The organism is Stenotrophomonas sp. JAG2 (assembly GCF_041080745.1).
In the GTDB taxonomy this organism is placed as follows: Bacteria; Pseudomonadota; Gammaproteobacteria; order Xanthomonadales; family Xanthomonadaceae; genus Stenotrophomonas; species Stenotrophomonas maltophilia_AA.
Genome location: NZ_JBEUMH010000021.1, coordinates 1 through 14,999 on the forward strand (window position 1 = coordinate 1; position 14,999 = coordinate 14,999).

At 66.7% G+C, this 14,999-nt stretch carries 13 protein-coding genes; 5 read left to right on the forward strand and 8 right to left on the reverse strand.

Translation table 11 applies throughout. The annotated features are described in order from the left end of the window. Window positions 1–249 precede the first annotated feature (249 nt). The gene (locus AB9O74_RS18100; RefSeq protein WP_369350131.1) at window positions 250–543 is read right to left on the reverse strand and encodes a hypothetical protein; all 294 of its coding nucleotides are present in this window, start codon (window positions 541–543) and stop codon (window positions 250–252) included. 137 nt (window positions 544–680) lie between these two features. Then, window positions 681–1,829 carry an acyl-CoA dehydrogenase family protein gene (locus tag AB9O74_RS18105; protein ID WP_176989509.1) on the reverse strand — a complete coding sequence of 383 codons (1,149 nt, stop codon included), beginning with the start codon at window positions 1,827–1,829 and terminating at the stop codon, window positions 681–683. Between the two features lie 147 nt (window positions 1,830–1,976). On the opposite strand from AB9O74_RS18105, the gene AB9O74_RS18110 reads away from it, so the two are divergent. The 4 genes from AB9O74_RS18110 to AB9O74_RS18125 all read left to right on the forward strand — a co-directional run bounded on the left by AB9O74_RS18110 (window position 1,977) and on the right by AB9O74_RS18125 (window position 8,121). Further along, complete coding sequence (locus AB9O74_RS18110) at window positions 1,977–2,906, forward strand: metalloregulator ArsR/SmtB family transcription factor (RefSeq protein WP_121037902.1); 930 nt, start codon at window positions 1,977–1,979, stop codon at window positions 2,904–2,906. A 9-nt stretch (window positions 2,907–2,915) separates the two neighbouring features. Continuing rightward, window positions 2,916–4,022 carry a homocysteine S-methyltransferase family protein gene (locus AB9O74_RS18115; RefSeq protein WP_369350132.1) on the forward strand — a complete coding sequence of 369 codons (1,107 nt, stop codon included), beginning with the start codon at window positions 2,916–2,918 and terminating at the stop codon, window positions 4,020–4,022. A gap of 63 nt (window positions 4,023–4,085) precedes the next feature. Next, complete coding sequence (metH, locus tag AB9O74_RS18120; protein WP_369350133.1) at window positions 4,086–6,770, forward strand: methionine synthase; 2,685 nt, start codon at window positions 4,086–4,088, stop codon at window positions 6,768–6,770. A gap of 145 nt (window positions 6,771–6,915) precedes the next feature. Further along, window positions 6,916–8,121, forward strand: coding sequence for an MFS transporter (locus tag AB9O74_RS18125; protein ID WP_176989506.1), 1,206 nt, complete (start codon window positions 6,916–6,918; stop codon window positions 8,119–8,121). A 25-nt stretch (window positions 8,122–8,146) separates the two neighbouring features. Here the strand turns inward: AB9O74_RS18125 and AB9O74_RS18130 are convergent, their stop codons facing one another. From AB9O74_RS18130 to AB9O74_RS18155, 6 genes are all read right to left on the reverse strand, one after another. Continuing rightward, complete coding sequence (locus tag AB9O74_RS18130; protein WP_369350134.1) at window positions 8,147–10,231, reverse strand: acyltransferase family protein; 2,085 nt, start codon at window positions 10,229–10,231, stop codon at window positions 8,147–8,149. A 70-nt stretch (window positions 10,232–10,301) separates the two neighbouring features. Next, the gene (locus AB9O74_RS18135; protein WP_369350135.1) at window positions 10,302–10,994 is read right to left on the reverse strand and encodes a DUF2058 family protein; all 693 of its coding nucleotides are present in this window, start codon (window positions 10,992–10,994) and stop codon (window positions 10,302–10,304) included. 9 nt (window positions 10,995–11,003) lie between these two features. Beyond that, a complete protein-coding gene (locus AB9O74_RS18140; RefSeq protein WP_176989503.1) occupies window positions 11,004–11,243 on the reverse strand; it encodes a SlyX family protein in 240 nt (79 codons plus the stop codon). After that, window positions 11,236–12,585 (reverse strand): UDP-glucose/GDP-mannose dehydrogenase family protein, encoded by a 1,350-nt coding sequence (locus tag AB9O74_RS18145; protein ID WP_176989502.1) that lies wholly within the window; start codon window positions 12,583–12,585, stop codon window positions 11,236–11,238. The genes AB9O74_RS18140 and AB9O74_RS18145 overlap by 8 nt, the downstream gene beginning before the upstream one ends. 22 nt (window positions 12,586–12,607) lie before the next feature. Beyond that, complete coding sequence (locus AB9O74_RS18150; protein WP_176989501.1) at window positions 12,608–13,588, reverse strand: FKBP-type peptidyl-prolyl cis-trans isomerase; 981 nt, start codon at window positions 13,586–13,588, stop codon at window positions 12,608–12,610. 84 nt (window positions 13,589–13,672) lie between these two features. Beyond that, entirely contained in the window at window positions 13,673–14,215 is a 543-nt protein-coding gene (locus tag AB9O74_RS18155) for a glutathione peroxidase (protein WP_369350140.1), read from the reverse strand. A gap of 528 nt (window positions 14,216–14,743) precedes the next feature. Between AB9O74_RS18155 and AB9O74_RS18160 the strand changes: the two genes are divergently transcribed. Then, a complete protein-coding gene (locus AB9O74_RS18160; RefSeq protein WP_176989500.1) occupies window positions 14,744–14,998 on the forward strand; it encodes a hypothetical protein in 255 nt (84 codons plus the stop codon). The last annotated feature ends 1 nt before the right edge of the window (window position 14,999 follow it).

Consider the following 14,999-nt stretch of genomic DNA (forward strand, 5'->3'; position numbering starts at 1 on the left):
CCCACGCCGGGCTCTCGGCACCTAAAGTGCCAGATCGGCAAGAGATAAGAGCCACACCATGTGTGCCTCAAGCGATGCACGCGCGCCCGGGTCGCAGGTAGTGCCGGCCGCTGGCCGGCTCCTCCGGTTGCCCGGGAAGGACCGCCTGGTTGCCCGCCCGGGAAGGACCGCCTGGTTGCCGGCCAGCGGCCGGCACTACCACACGGTTTCAGCGCACTACCGCACGGTCTCAGCGCACCACCAAACGTCTCAACGCAGCAGCGCCACCGCTGCACAGGCGACCACGATCGCCAGCGACGGCCACTGCATCGGCAGGTAGAAGAAATGATGGCGGGCAGGCTCGCCCTCCGCGCGTGGGCCGCGGTTGAGCACCAGGCCCACCACGACATTGATCGCTGCGCCGATGCCGAAACCGATCAACAGCTGCGCTAGCGAGGTATTGCCTTTGGCAACAGCAGGATCGGGCCACAGCCACATCAACAGCAGCAGGGTGACGATGGGGGTGAGCAGGGTCAGGAATCCTGCGCCTCGACAAATAACCATGGGGTGACCTGTAGAACGGGACCGCACATTCTGCACTACCCCACGTGCCGACCAACGGTCGGCACCTACCCGGCGGGCGGCCCCGACGCTACGGCCTCCGCCGGCGGGCCACGACCGTGGGTCGTGGCCGCGCTGCCTCAGCGCAATCCGGTTTCGTTGCGCGCGATCACCAACCGCTGGATTTCCGAGGTGCCCTCGTAGATCTCGGTGATCTTGGCATCACGGAAGTAACGCTCCAGCGGCATTTCCTTGGAATAGCCCATGCCGCCGTGGATCTGCACGGCCTGGTGGGTGATCCACATCGCCGCTTCCGATGCGGTCAGCTTGGCGATCGCCGCTTCATTGCTGAAGCGCTTGCCCTGGCCCTTCACCCATGCCGCGCGCAGCGTCAGCAGCAGGGCTGCGTCCAGCTTGCACTTCATGTCGGCGATCTTGGCCTGGGTCATCTGGAAGGTACCGATCGCGGCGCCGAATGCCTTGCGGTCCTTCACGTATTCGATCGTGGCTTCGTACGCGGCCCGCGCGATGCCGATCGCCTGCGAAGCGATACCGATCCGGCCGGCATCGAGCACGCCCATGGCGATCTTGAAGCCCTCGCCTTCCTTCCCGACCACGTCATCGGCAGCGGCCACGTAATCCTGGAACTCGATCTCGCAGGTCGCCGAAGCACGGATACCCAGCTTCGGCTCGGTCTTGCCGCGGTGGAAGCCGGGCTTGTCGGTGTCGATCATGAACGCGCTGATGCCACGTGCGCCCTGGTCCGGATCTGTCATCGCAAACAGCACGATGTACTTGGCGACCGGGCCGGAGGTGATCCAGCTCTTCTTGCCGTTGATGACGTAGGTGCCGTCGGCCTGCTTGACCGCGCGGCAGCGCATCGCCGTCGCATCCGAGCCGGACTGCGGCTCGGTCAGCGCGAACGCGCCGATGGCTTCGCCCTCGGCGATGGCGCGCACGTATTTCTGCTTCTGCGCTTCGCTGCCATGGGTCAGGATGCCGTTGCAGAACAACGAGTTGTTGACCGACATGATCGTCGAATGCGCGGCGTCTCCGGCGGCGACCTCCACCATCGCCAGGACGTAGGCGATCGGGTCCATGCCCGCACCACCGTAGGCTTCGGGCACTTCGATGCCCATCAGACCGTTCTCGCCCAGCAGGCGGATGTTCTCCAGCGGGAACTCGCCGGTGCGGTCATGGTGTTCGGCGCTCGGCGCGATCTTTTCCTGCGCGATACGGCGCGCAACGTCCTGCAGCATCAACTGCTCTTCGGTAAAGCTGAAATCCACAACACCCTCCCGGGGACATTAGTGATATGGCCGCGCAGAGCGCGGCCAGGTCGGGCGATTGTACCGGGGGGCGGGGAGGCACGCCTGACTTGACCGGACAGCCGCCAAAGGACGAAAATATCTCTATATCGCGATAGGTAGATATTTATGGATCTCGAGGACTGGTCCGTCCGGCTGAAAGTGTTCGCCGACGCCACCCGGGTGCGCCTGCTGGCGCTGCTGGAACAGGAAGAACTCACCGTGGCCGAGCTGTCGGCCATCACCACGCTGGCCCAGCCGCGGGTGTCCACCCATCTGGCCCGGCTCAAGGAAGCCGGCCTGGTCCGCGACCGTCGCTCCGGCGTCTCGGCGTATTACCGCTTCGATGACGCCGCGCTGGACCCGGCGCAGCGCGCATTGTGGCATGCCCTGAGCACCGGCAGCGACGACCCGCTGCTGCGCCAGGACGCTGAACGCGTTGCCGCGGTGATGGCCAGCCGTGCCGCCGACCAGAACTGGGCCGACAGCGTCGCCGGCGACATGGAACGCCACTACTCCCCCGGCCGCACCTGGGAAGCGCTGGCCCGCACTGCGCTGCCGCTGCTGGAAACCGGCGACGTGCTCGACATCGCCTCCGGTGACGGCGTGCTGGCCGAGCTGGTGGCGCCGCACGCCAAGCGCTACATCTGCATCGACACCAGCGCGCGCGTGGTCGCCGCGGCCAGCGAGCGCCTGCGCCGGCTGGCCAACGTGGAAGTGCGCGAAGGCGACATGCATGCCCTGCCCTTCCCCGACCAGAGCTTCGACCTGGTGGTGCTGATGCATGCGCTGACCTACGCGGCCAAACCGGCCCAGGCCGTGGCCGAAGGCGCGCGCGTGCTGCGCCCGGGCGGCCGACTGCTGCTGTGTAGCCTGGCCCGGCACGAGCATCGCGCGGCCGTGGATGCCTATGGCCACGTCAACCTCGGTTTCAGCGACAAGGAACTGCGCAAGTTCGTGGAGAAGGCCGGCCTGGTCGTCTCCAGCCTGGAAACCGTGACCCGCGAGAAGCGCCCGCCACATTTCGAAGTCATCTCGCTGATCGCCAGCAAACCCTGAGGTCTGCCCATGTCATCCCTGCCCTGGCTCCACCCCGACCGCGTGCACGCGCTGGAAACGGCGCTGGCCCAGCGCATCCTGATCATCGATGGGGCCATGGGCACGATGATCCAGCGGCACGGACTGGAGGAAGAGGATTACCGCGGCGAGCGCTTCGCCGGCGGTTACGACCACCAGCACGGGCCCGGCTGCGACCATGCCGCGCCGGGCGACGCGCCGCAGGGGCATGACCTCAAGGGCAACAACGACCTGCTGCTGTTGACCCGGCCGGAGGTGATCGGCGGCATCCACACCGCGTACCTGGAAGCCGGTGCCGATCTGGTCGAGACCAATACGTTTAACGCGACCTCGGTCAGCCAGGCCGACTATCACCTTGAACACCTGGTCTACGAGCTCAACAAAGCCGGCGCCGCGGTGGCGCGCGCCTGCTGCGATGCGGTTGCGGCGACCACGCCGGGCAAGCAGCGCTTCGTGATCGGCGTGCTCGGCCCGACCAGCCGCACCGCGTCGATCAGCCCGGACGTGAACGATCCCGGCTTCCGCAACACCAGCTTCGATGCCCTGCGCGAGACCTACCGCGAAGCCATCGACGGCCTGATCGACGGCGGCGCCGACACCCTGATGGTGGAAACCATCTTCGATACGCTCAACGCGAAGGCCGCGCTGTTCGCCATCGAAGAGGTGTTCGATGCGCGCGGTGGGCGCCTGCCGGTGATGATCTCCGGCACGATCACCGATGCCTCCGGGCGCACCCTGTCCGGGCAGACGGCCGAAGCGTTCTACGCCTCGGTCGCGCACGGCCGGCCGCTGTCGATCGGTCTGAACTGCGCGCTCGGTGCCAGCGACATGCGGCCGCACGTGGAGACCTTGTCCACCGTGGCCGAGTGCCTGGTCAGCGCGCACCCGAACGCGGGCCTGCCCAACGCCTTCGGCGAGTACGACGAAACCCCGGAAGAAATGGCCACCACGCTGCGCGAATTCGCCAGTGCCGGCCTGCTCAACCTGGTGGGCGGCTGCTGCGGCACCACCCCGGCGCACATCCGCGCGATCGCCGAGGCGGTCGCCGATCTGCCGCCCCGCCGCCTGCCGGCACCCCCGCTGGAAGACGCGGCATGACCGCGTCCGCACCACGCTCCCGTTGTCGTTGACCCTCCTCCGCCAGCCCGTGCCAGCCTGCCCATGACGTCTTCCCGCCACACCCGCCTGTCCGGTCTCGAGCCGCTGGTCATCACGCCGGACCTGCTGTTCGTCAACATCGGTGAGCGCACCAACGTCACCGGCAGCGCGCAGTTCCGCAAGCTGGTGAAGGAAGAGCACTACGAAGAGGCGGTGGAAGTGGCGCGCCAGCAGGTCGCCAACGGTGCGCAGATCCTCGACGTCAACATGGACGAGGGCCTGATCGATTCCGAAAAGGCGATGACGCGCTACCTCAACCTGATCATGTCCGAGCCGGACATCGCGCGCATTCCGGTGATGGTCGACTCCTCCAAGTGGAGCGTGATCGAGGCCGGGCTGAAATGCCTGCAGGGCAAGAGCGTGGTCAATTCGATTTCGCTCAAGGAAGGCGAAGCGCAGTTCATCGAACAGGCGCGCAAGGTGCTGCGCTACGGCGCCGCTGCGGTAGTGATGGCCTTCGACGAGGATGGCCAGGCCGATACCTGCGCGCGCAAGGTGGAGATCTGCACCCGCGCCTACCGGATCCTGACCGAACAGGTCGGCTTCCCGCCGCAGGACATCATCTTCGACCCGAACATCTTCGCCGTCGCCACGGGCATCGAGGAGCACGACAACTACGCGGTCGACTTCATCGAAGCCACCCGCATCATCAAGCGCACCCTGCCGCACTGCCATGTCTCCGGCGGTGTCTCCAACGTGTCGTTCTCGTTCCGCGGCAATGAAACCGTGCGCCAGGCGATCCACTCGGTGTTCCTGTTCCATGCCATCGGCGCGGGCATGGACATGGGCATCGTCAACGCCGGTGCGATGCCGATCTACGACGATCTGGACGCCGAGCTGCGCGAGCGCGTGGAGGACGTGATCCTCAACCGCCGCAGCGACGGTACAGAGCGCCTGCTGGAGATCGCCGAGCGCTACAAGGGCAAGAAGGGCGAAGTGCGCGGCGAAGACCTCGCCTGGCGCGAGAAGCCGGTCAATGATCGCCTCGCGCATGCGCTGGTGCACGGCATGGACGCGTGGGTCGAGCAGGACACCGAAGAAGCGCGTGCGCGCTCGACGCGTCCGCTGGATGTCATCGAAGGGCCGCTGATGGACGGCATGAACATCGTCGGCGACCTGTTCGGCGCGGGCAAGATGTTCCTGCCGCAGGTGGTCAAATCCGCGCGCGTGATGAAGAAGGCGGTGGCCTACCTGCTGCCCTACATCGAGGCCGAGAAGGCACGCAGCGGGGACACCGCCAAGAGCAACGGCAAGATCATCATGGCCACGGTCAAGGGCGACGTGCACGACATCGGCAAGAACATCGTCGGCGTGGTCCTGGCCTGCAACAACTTCGATGTGATCGACCTGGGCGTGATGGTGCCTGCGCAGAAGATCCTGGATGCCGCGCGCGCCGAGAACGCCGACATCATCGGCCTGTCCGGCCTGATCACACCGTCGCTGGAAGAGATGAGCCACGTCGCCCGCGAGATGGAGCGGCAGGGCTTCACGATGCCGTTGATGATCGGCGGCGCGACCACCTCGCGCGCGCACACCGCGCTGAAGATCGACCCGCACTACAAGGCGCCCACGGTATGGGTGAAGGATGCCTCGCGCGCGGTCGGCGTGGCACAGTCGTTGATCTCGCGCGAACTGCGCGATGCCTTCGTGGCCGCCAACGAGGCCGACTACGCCGACATCCGCCAGCGTCACCGCAACCGTGGCGACGCCAAGCGGCTGGTGACCCTCGCCAAGGCGCGCGCCCAGCGGTTCGTGGGCGACTGGGCCACCTACACACCGCCGGTGCCGCGCAAGCCGGGCCTGCATGTGCTCGACGATTACCCGCTGGCCGACCTGGTCGAGGTGATCGACTGGACGCCGTTCTTCCAGGCCTGGGAACTGGCGGGCAAGTACCCGGCGATCCTCACCGATGAGATCGTCGGGCCCCAGGCGACCGACCTGTACAAGGACGCCCGCGCGATGCTCAGCCGGATCGTCGCGGAGAAGTGGCTGACCGCCAAGGCCGTGTTCGGCCTGTGGCCGGCCAACAGCGTCGGCGATGACGTGCACCTGCGCACCGACAACGGCCCGGCCGTGCTGCACTTCCTGCGCCAGCAGGTCGACAAGCCGGTCGAACGCCCGGATTTCTGCCTCGCCGATTTCATCGCGCCGGCCGACAGCGGCAGGCAGGACTGGATAGGCGCGTTCGCGGTGACCGCCGGCATCGGCATCGACCCGCACGTGGCCCGCTTCGAGGCCGACCACGACGATTACAACGCGATCCTGCTCAAGGCGCTGGCCGACCGCCTGGCCGAAGCGCTGGCCGAGCGCCTGCACCAGCATGTACGCATGGATTACTGGGGCTATCAGCCGGACGAGCAGTTGGACAACGAATCGCTGATCGCCGAAAAGTACGCCGGTATCCGCCCTGCCCCCGGCTACCCGGCCTGTCCGGAGCACAGCGAGAAAGCCACGCTGTTCCGCTTGCTGGATGCCGAGCGCAACGCGGACATGCAGTTGACCGAGAGCTTCGCGATGCTGCCCACCGCGGCGGTGTCGGGCTATTACTTCAGCCATCCGCAGAGCCAGTATTTCGTGGTCGGCCGGGTCACCCGTGAACAGGTGGTCGACTATGCCAAGCGCAAGGGCGTGGACCGTGTGCAGGCCGAGCGCTGGCTGGCCTCGAACCTGGATTACGATCCGGAATGAGCGTGCCACCCGACCAACGGTCGGGTGCTACCGACGTGATGGATTGCCGGTGTCGTTCGTTTGCCCGACCCACGGTCGGGTGCTGACGGCATAATGCCCGGGTAGGCACCCGCTGTTGGTGGGTGCGCGCCCTTCGAGACCCCGCATGACCGCCCTCCCCCGCGACGCCGTTCCGGCCGTCCGCCTGTCCTCGTTCTACCTCTTCTACTACGCCGCCCTCGGCGCGTTCACCCCGTACTGGTCGTTGTTCCTGACCTCGCGTGGGATGAGCGTCACTGCGATCAGCGTGATGATGGGCCTCTGGTACGCCACCCGCATCGTCGCGCCCACCACCTGGACCTCCCTCGCCGCCGCCTCGCCGCGCCCGATCTTCTGGCTGCGGCTGGGCTGCGTGCTGACCCTGCTGACGTTCTGCGCCTTCCTGCTGCCGTTGCCGCAACCGTGGCTGTATCCGGCGATGATCACGTTCTGCTTCTTCTACAACGCGGTGATGCCGCAGTTTGAATCGATCACGCTGACCCACCTGGGCAGTGACAGCCACCGTTACGGGCTGATCCGGGTGTGGGGCTCGCTGGGCTTCATCGCCGTGGTGATGCTGTTCGGCTGGATCATCGAAGGCGACGGTGGTGCCGGCAACGCGCACCTGCTGCCCTGGCTGATGCTGCCGCTGTTCGGCCTGCTCACCGCCTCGGGCTTCGCCAACCGCTATGCGCGCAACCTGCAGCGCAGCGACGGCGACGCCAGCGGCTTCTGGCAGATCGTGCGCAAGCCGCAGGTGCTGGCGTTCTTCCTCGCGGCGTTCATGGAGCAGCTGTCGTTCGGCCCCTACTACACCTTTTTCTCGGTCTACATGGATCACCACGGCTACGCGACCTCCACGCTGGGCGTGTTGTGGACGATCGGGGTGGTCTTCGAAGTGGGCGTGTTCTTCACCATCGGCCGCTTCTTCCGCCGTTATGACGCGAGCTGGATGCTGCTGATCGCACTGCTCAGTTCCACCGTGCGCTGGGCGGTCACCGCGCTGTTCCCGGAGAACCTGCCGGTGATGCTGATCGCCCAGACCGCGCACGCACTGGGCTTCGCGGCCTTCTTCGCCGCCGCGATGCAGATGCTGGCGACCTACTTCCCCGGCCGGCTCAACGGCCATGGCCAGGGCCTGCTGTACGGGTTCTCGTCCGGCGTGGGCGGCGTGCTCGGCGCGTTGATTGCCGGTCAGCTGTGGCCCATCGATCAGGGCCGCACGGCGTTCCTGGCCGGCAGCGGATTCGCGTTGGCCGGCGCCCTGCTGTGCTTCTTCGCGATCAGCCTGCCGCTGCTGCGCGCCGGCCGCCGGAAGCGCGCAGCCGTGTAACGCCACGCCATGCGTGGCTGGCGACTCACGGCGCGGCGGCTGGCGCCGTCGCCTCCAAACGGCGCAGATGCGCCTGGAAATCCGGCAGCAGCAGACGATTGCCGTAGCCGCTGAGATGATCGCCATCGAAGAACAGCGGCTTGCCCTCGCGGCTCGGCAGGCACTGCTCACCAGGGCACAGCAACGGCATCGGATCCCAGATCGACGCACCGGGCAGACCGGCAGCCACCTGCTGCAGGCCGGCCAGCACCGGCGCACGCAACTGCTCGATCTCGCCGCGCGCGATGGTCATCCCGTGGGCGCAGATCGGGTTGTCCCGGTTGAACACATCCGAGCAGCGGTACGGAGGCGCCGGCAGCACCGGTTTGGGCGCTTCCAGCACGATGCGCACGCCGCGATCGGCCAGCGGTCTGAGCTGCGCGATCCAGTGCGCGATTTCGGCGTTGCGGCCTGCATCGGCGGTTTCGCTGAGATGCTCGGCACGCACCTGTGCGACATCGAACAAGGCGTACTGTTCGGACAGCCGCGGCAGCCGCAGCCCGGCCAACAGCACCACATCGCCCGGCTGCGCACGCGCCTGGATATCCTCCAGCACATTGCGCGCATAGGCCTCGCAGGCCGGATTGGGCCCCTGCCAGTCACGCAGCCCGACCAGCGCGCAACCGCCGCTGCCGTACAGACGGATCGGCGCTCCATCGAGCACGGCCAGGCGCTGCAGCATCTCGTGGTAAGCCAGCGCGTGCGAATCACCGGCCACGAACAGCTGGCGGGTGGATGCGGTGCGTCCCGGGCACTCGCCGCGCTCGTACAGGCGCGCCTGCCCGCCGGGCACTGGCACGTTGCCGACCCGCACGCGGCACTCGGGAATTTCCTTCTTCAGCCCCTTGGCATACGGATACCAGTCCAGCGGGGCGCGGCTGACCACGCTGAGCGAGGTGTACTGCTGGGTCTTGACCAGCGCCGACTGCAGCCCGGCCCCGAGCACCAGCGCGCCCAGCCCGATCGCGACCCAGCGCGCATTGCTGACGCGCCAGCGCGCCCCATGCCGCAGCGGTTGTTCCACCCAGCGCCACGACAGCCAGGACAGCAACGCCACGCACAGCAGCGCGGCACCGCCGGTGGCCAGCGTCTCCAGGCCCACCGTCCAGCGGAACAGCACGAAGACCGGCCAGTGCCACAGGTACAACGAGTAGGACAGGCGTCCGATCGTCACCATCGGCGTGGTCGCCAGCGCGCGCCCGATCAAGCCGCCGGGTGAGCCCTGCAGCAGGCCGAGCAGGCCCAGCGTGCCCAGCACCGGCCACACCCCATCGACCCACGGCGAATGGCCCGGACGTGCGGCCCACAGACCGTAACCCAGCGCCACAAGGCTCAACAGTAACAATGGCGAGCGCCAGCCGAAGCCACGCAGTGGCACCGATGGCGGCGTGAATCGCCCGCTCAACGCCAACAGCTGGAACAGCAGCACGCCCGCACCAAGCTGCCAGAACCGTGTGGTGGTCAGGTAGAAGGCATCGATCTCATGGCCGCCCTGCCGCGCCCGGAACACCGCATATCCCAGCGATGCCACGGTGGCCATGCCGAACAGCCCCAAGGACAGCCAGCGCCCGCGCGGGCCTTTGGCCCAGGCCAGGAACAACAGCGGGAACAGCAGGTAGAACTGCTCTTCCACACCCAGCGACCAGGTGTGCGTATACGGATTGAATTCGGTGCGCGGCGAGAAGTAGTCATTGCCGGTGCTGGCCAGCACCCAGTTGCTCAAGCCCACAAAGGCCATGCGGCCGGTCTTGTCGCTGGTCTCGCTGAGCCAGGATTCGGGAATCAGCAACGCGCTGAGCATCGCCGTCACCAGCAGGCACACCACCAGTGCCGGGGCGATGCGACGCATGCGGCGCGCGTAGAAGCGCGCCAGCCCGGCCCAGCCGCCGACCGTTGGCAGTCGATCCACCGAAGCGCTGACCACGAAGCCGGAGATGACGAAGAACACGTCCACGCCGGTGAAGCCGCCCGGCAACCAGCTGGCCTTGAAGTGATAGAGGATCACCGCCAGCACTGCGATGGCACGCAGTCCATCGATATGCGGGAAGTACCCGGGACTGCGTTCCTGCATGGTTGCCCTGCTCCTGACATGCAATGGGCGCCTGACGGCGCCCAGTGCGTTCAACAATGGTGGCGGTGGCTTACCAGACCAGGTCGTCCGGCACCTGGTACTGCGGATCGGCGTAGGGATCTTCGCCAGCCGGCGCATCCGGGTCGACCTTCAATGCCACCGACGGTGCGAACACCGCTTCGGCCTCGGCCAGCACTGCGGCGGTCACCAGCACGTAGCGGCCGTTCTGCTGCAGCACGCCGAGCTCGCCGGCATTGAGTGCCTTGAGCTGGTCGGCCGTCACGTAGATGCGCTTGATCTTGCCGCCATACGGGAAATGGCGCGCGATGTCGGCCGCTTCGGCGTTGAGGGACTTGCCTTCCAGCAGGACCTCCAGCTTGGCCTTGGCTTCGCGACGCAGGCGCGCCTCTTCCTGCTTCAGGCGCTCGGCCTCGATGCGGTCGTCCTTTTCCTTCTGCGCACGGATCGCATACGCCTTGGCGAGGTCGATGTCCTCGCGCGAGCGCGGCTTGCCGGGCGCGCCCTGGGGCGGACGGGCGCCGGCGGGACGGCCCTTGCCCTGCGGGCGGCGGTCGCCGTCGCGGGCGGGACGCTGGCCCTCGCCGGGCTTGCCGGCCGGGCGTGCGCTCTGCGGCTTGCCGGCCGGGCGGCCATCGCGGCGCGCATCGGGTCGACGATCCGGCTTGCGGTCGTTGGTTCGTTCGGGTTTGGGCGCGGCTTTGAAGCCAAGGCCCAGCAGCTGGTCGCGGAGAGTATCGCTCATGACGTCAGATCAGTAATGCGGAGGCGGCGGCTCTTCGGCCGAATCGGAATACAGCGCGGTGCGGACCTTGCCGAGGTCTTCGAGCAGGATGCGGGTCAGGTCGGCATTGCGGTTGCCTTCCATGCGCGCATCGGCCAGGGCCTCGCTCAGTTCGGCCAGCGCCTGCTCCTGGAAGGAGACACGCATTTCCAGCTCGACCAGGCGTGCTTCCATTGCCTGTTCGCGCTCGGAGGGTGTGGACTCATGCATTCAACGAACGTCCCCGGCCAATGCCGTAGTAAGCCAGGCCCGCGGCTTCGATATCCTGCGGGTCGTACAGATTGCGGCCGTCGAAGACGACCGCATCGCTGAGCATCTCGCGCAGCCGGATGAAATCCGGGCTGCGGAACTGCTTCCATTCGGTCACCACGACCAGCGCATCGGCGCCCTCGAGGGCGTCATAGGCGTTGGCGCAGAACACCAGGTCATCGCGCTCGCCGAAAATGCGGCGCGCTTCTTCGGTCGCTTCCGGATCATAGGCGCGCACCGTCGCACCCGCTTCCCACAGCTGCGCCAGCAGGCGGCGGCTGGAGGCCTCGCGCATGTCATCGGTGTTCGGCTTGAATGCCAGGCCCCACACCGCGAAAGTCTTGCCGCGCACGCCTTCGTCTTCGCCACGGTCGTAGTGGCGCTGGATCAGGGCGAACAGATGGCCCTTCTGATGCTCGTTGACGGCTTCGACGGCGTTCAACAGCATCGGCTCATGGCCGTACTGCTGGGCGGTGCGGGCCAGTGCCTGCACATCCTTGGGGAAGCACGAGCCGCCGTAACCGGCACCGGGATAGATGAAGTGCCAGCCGATCCGCGGATCCGAACCGATGCCCTGGCGGACCTGCTCGATATCGGCACCGACCTTCTCGGCGATGTTGGCGATTTCGTTCATGAACGAAATCTTGGTCGCCAGCATCGCGTTGGCCGCGTACTTGGTCAGCTCCGCCGAGCGCACGTCCATCTCCACCACGCGGTCGTGGTTGCGGTTGAACGGTGCATACAGGCGGCGCATCAACGCGATCGAATCGGGATTGGACGCGCCCACCACGATGCGGTCCGGCCGCATGCAGTCGGCGACCGCGTCACCTTCCTTGAGGAATTCGGGGTTGGAGACCACGTCGAACGCGATCTCCACGCCGCGCTCGGCCAGCGCCTGCGCGATGGCCTCACGGACTTTGTCGGCCGTGCCTACCGGCACGGTCGATTTGTTCACCACCACCACCGGCACGGTGATGTGCCGGCCGATGGTGCGGGCCACGGCCAGCACGTACTGCAGGTCGGCACTGCCGTCCTCGTCCGGTGGCGTGCCCACGGCAATGAAGATCACCTGGCCATGCGCGATCGCGGTGGCGGCATCGGAGGTGAAGGTCAACCGCGACGCCGCGTGGTTGTCCTTCACCATAGGCTCCAGGCCGGGCTCATAGATCGGGATGATCCCGTTGTTGAGGCCGTCGACCTTGGCCTGGTCGATATCGACACAGATCACCTGGTGGCCGACCTCGGCCAGGCAGGTACCCGTGACAAGACCGACGTAGCCGGTACCGAAAATCGCAACGCGCATGGGCGGTGGGGCTCCAGATCCGTTACGGAAGAACGTTCAGCAGCTCGACGTCGAACGTCAGCGTGGCGTTCGGACCGATCGGGCCACCCGGGGTGCCCTGCTCGCCATAGGCCAGCTCGCCCGGAATCCAGAAGCGGTACTTGGAACCGGTCGGCATCAGCGAGACGCCTTCCGACCAGCCCTTGATCACCTGGTCCAGACCGAACTCGATCGGCTGGCCGCGCTGGTAGCTGCTGTCGAACACGGTGCCGTCGAGCAGCTTGCCTTCGTAGTTCACGCGCACCTTGCTGGTCGGCAGCGGGCGTTCGCCCGAACCCGGACGCAGCACCTGGTACTGCAGGCCCGACGCGGTGGTCACCACGCCCGGCGCGGTCTTGTTCTTGGCCAGGAAGTTGTTGCCGTCCACGCGGTTGGTACCGGCCTGGGCAGCGGACTTGGCTTCCATTTCAGCCTGCTTGCCCTTCATGAAGCCTTCCAGCGTGGCCTTGGCCTGCTCGGCGGTCATCTTCGGGGTGCCGTTGTTGAACGTGGTGCTGACCGCGTCGAACAGCGCGTCCAGGTCCACATCGTCCTTCAGCGGGGCCAGCGACGGACCCACGGCGAAGCTGCCCAGCATCAGGCCGACCTTTTCGCGGTCCACCTTCGGCGGCGCGGTGCCCGGCGCGACGCCCGGAACCGGCTGGCCGTTCTTGGCCATCACGGCCTGGCGCAGGGCGGCGTCGGTCTTCTGCGCCTCTTCCTGGCTGATCAGCGGCTGCTTGCCTTCAAAGGCATTGGTCACACCGCGGCGCAGCGCGGCCAGGTCGATCTCGCTGGAGATCGGACCGAACGAATTGGCCACATCGATGCCGATGGCGTAGCCGAGCTTTTCCCGTTGGGAGTTCAAAGTGGAAGTCTCCTTGACAGCCGCGCGGGCGGCTGGTTGTTGCGACATCGCGGTACCGGTGGCACCCATCGCCAGAATCAGAACCGACGCCGCGGCGCCGCGCATTCCCATCTTCATTCGCTGCATTCCTGGAAGTGACTGGACGCCGACGTCGGCGCGAAAGCAACCATTGTCGCACGCGCGTCCGAGATGTCGATATCGTCAGCGCTTGTTTGCCGTGACAGACAGCTCACGTTCGATCGCCGCGACCAGCTTGGGATCGTCCGGGGTGACCTTGCTCGGGAACTGCGCTACCACCCGGCCGTCGCGACCGACCAGATACTTGTGGAAGTTCCAGCCCGGCGATACGCCCGTGGCGGTGGCGAGACTGCGGTACAGCGGTGTCGCCTCCGGCCCGGTGACGACCACCTTCTGGAACATCGGGAACTTCACGCCGTAGGTCAGCGTGCAGAACTCCTGGATCTGGGTCTCGTCGCCCGGCTCCTGGCCTTTGAAATCATTGGACGGGAAGCCCAGGACCGAGAAACCCCGCGCGGCGTACTTGCGCTGCAGGGCTTCCAGGCCTTCGTACTGCGGGGTGAAACCGCACTTGCTGGCGGTATTGACCACCAGCAGCACCTTGCCGCCGTACTGCTTGGCCAGGTTCACCTCGCCTTTGCCGGCGAGCGGGCGATAGCTCACATCGAGCAGATCGGCCGCCTGGGCCGACGCCCCCACCAGCAGGCCGAGCGCCAGCAACAGCATGGGCGCGCGGGCCCGGCGCGGAGCGCGGTCGCGACGGACGGGCGACAACAGAGACACGTGGTGCATCGCGACACTCCAGGTAAGGATAAGAGAGGCTCAACGGGCCCGGCGGACGCTGCCGGAACTGCGGCGGGCACTATATCACCGGCGTTTTAGCCGCCGTCCGCCGTTGGTCCGCGTGCCATCGATGCGCTGCGCGCGGGGCTGCGGCGGATTTCCAGGCACACCCGATCAGAGGCGCATTCAGCGTCAGCGGTGACGTATCTGACCGCGTCCCCGTGGTCGTTCTTGACCTCAACCAATTGCCTGAATGCGGTCCTCGCTTGCCATATCATTGACATCAATGAATGTGCGCTGGCGGACAATGCCGGGGAGCCCCTCATGAATACCCAATACTTTCAACGACTTGAGGAGGAACGGCGCCTGTCATGCACCCCCTGCCATCAGTTGGGGCACTCACCCTGTTGATCTTCGGCGTGCCGGTGTTATAGTTGCATACAACACCAGTCACCTAGACAGGGGAAGCCCATGACCCGCATGCGCCACCACCACTCCGCCAAAGCCGTCATCGCCGCCTCGGCGCTGCTGTTGCTCGGCTGGTTCGGCACCCCCTCCGGTGACGCTGGCGATGCCGCCAGCGCCAATGTGTTTGAAGGCCCGCAGGACGCAGGCGTCATCGAGGCAGGGAACGCCGACGGCGCCCCCACGCCCCCCCGCCGGCTGCACAGCTCCCTGTCCATGCCTTACTTCTCATTCGCGCAGTCGCTGAACCCACGGAGCTGAC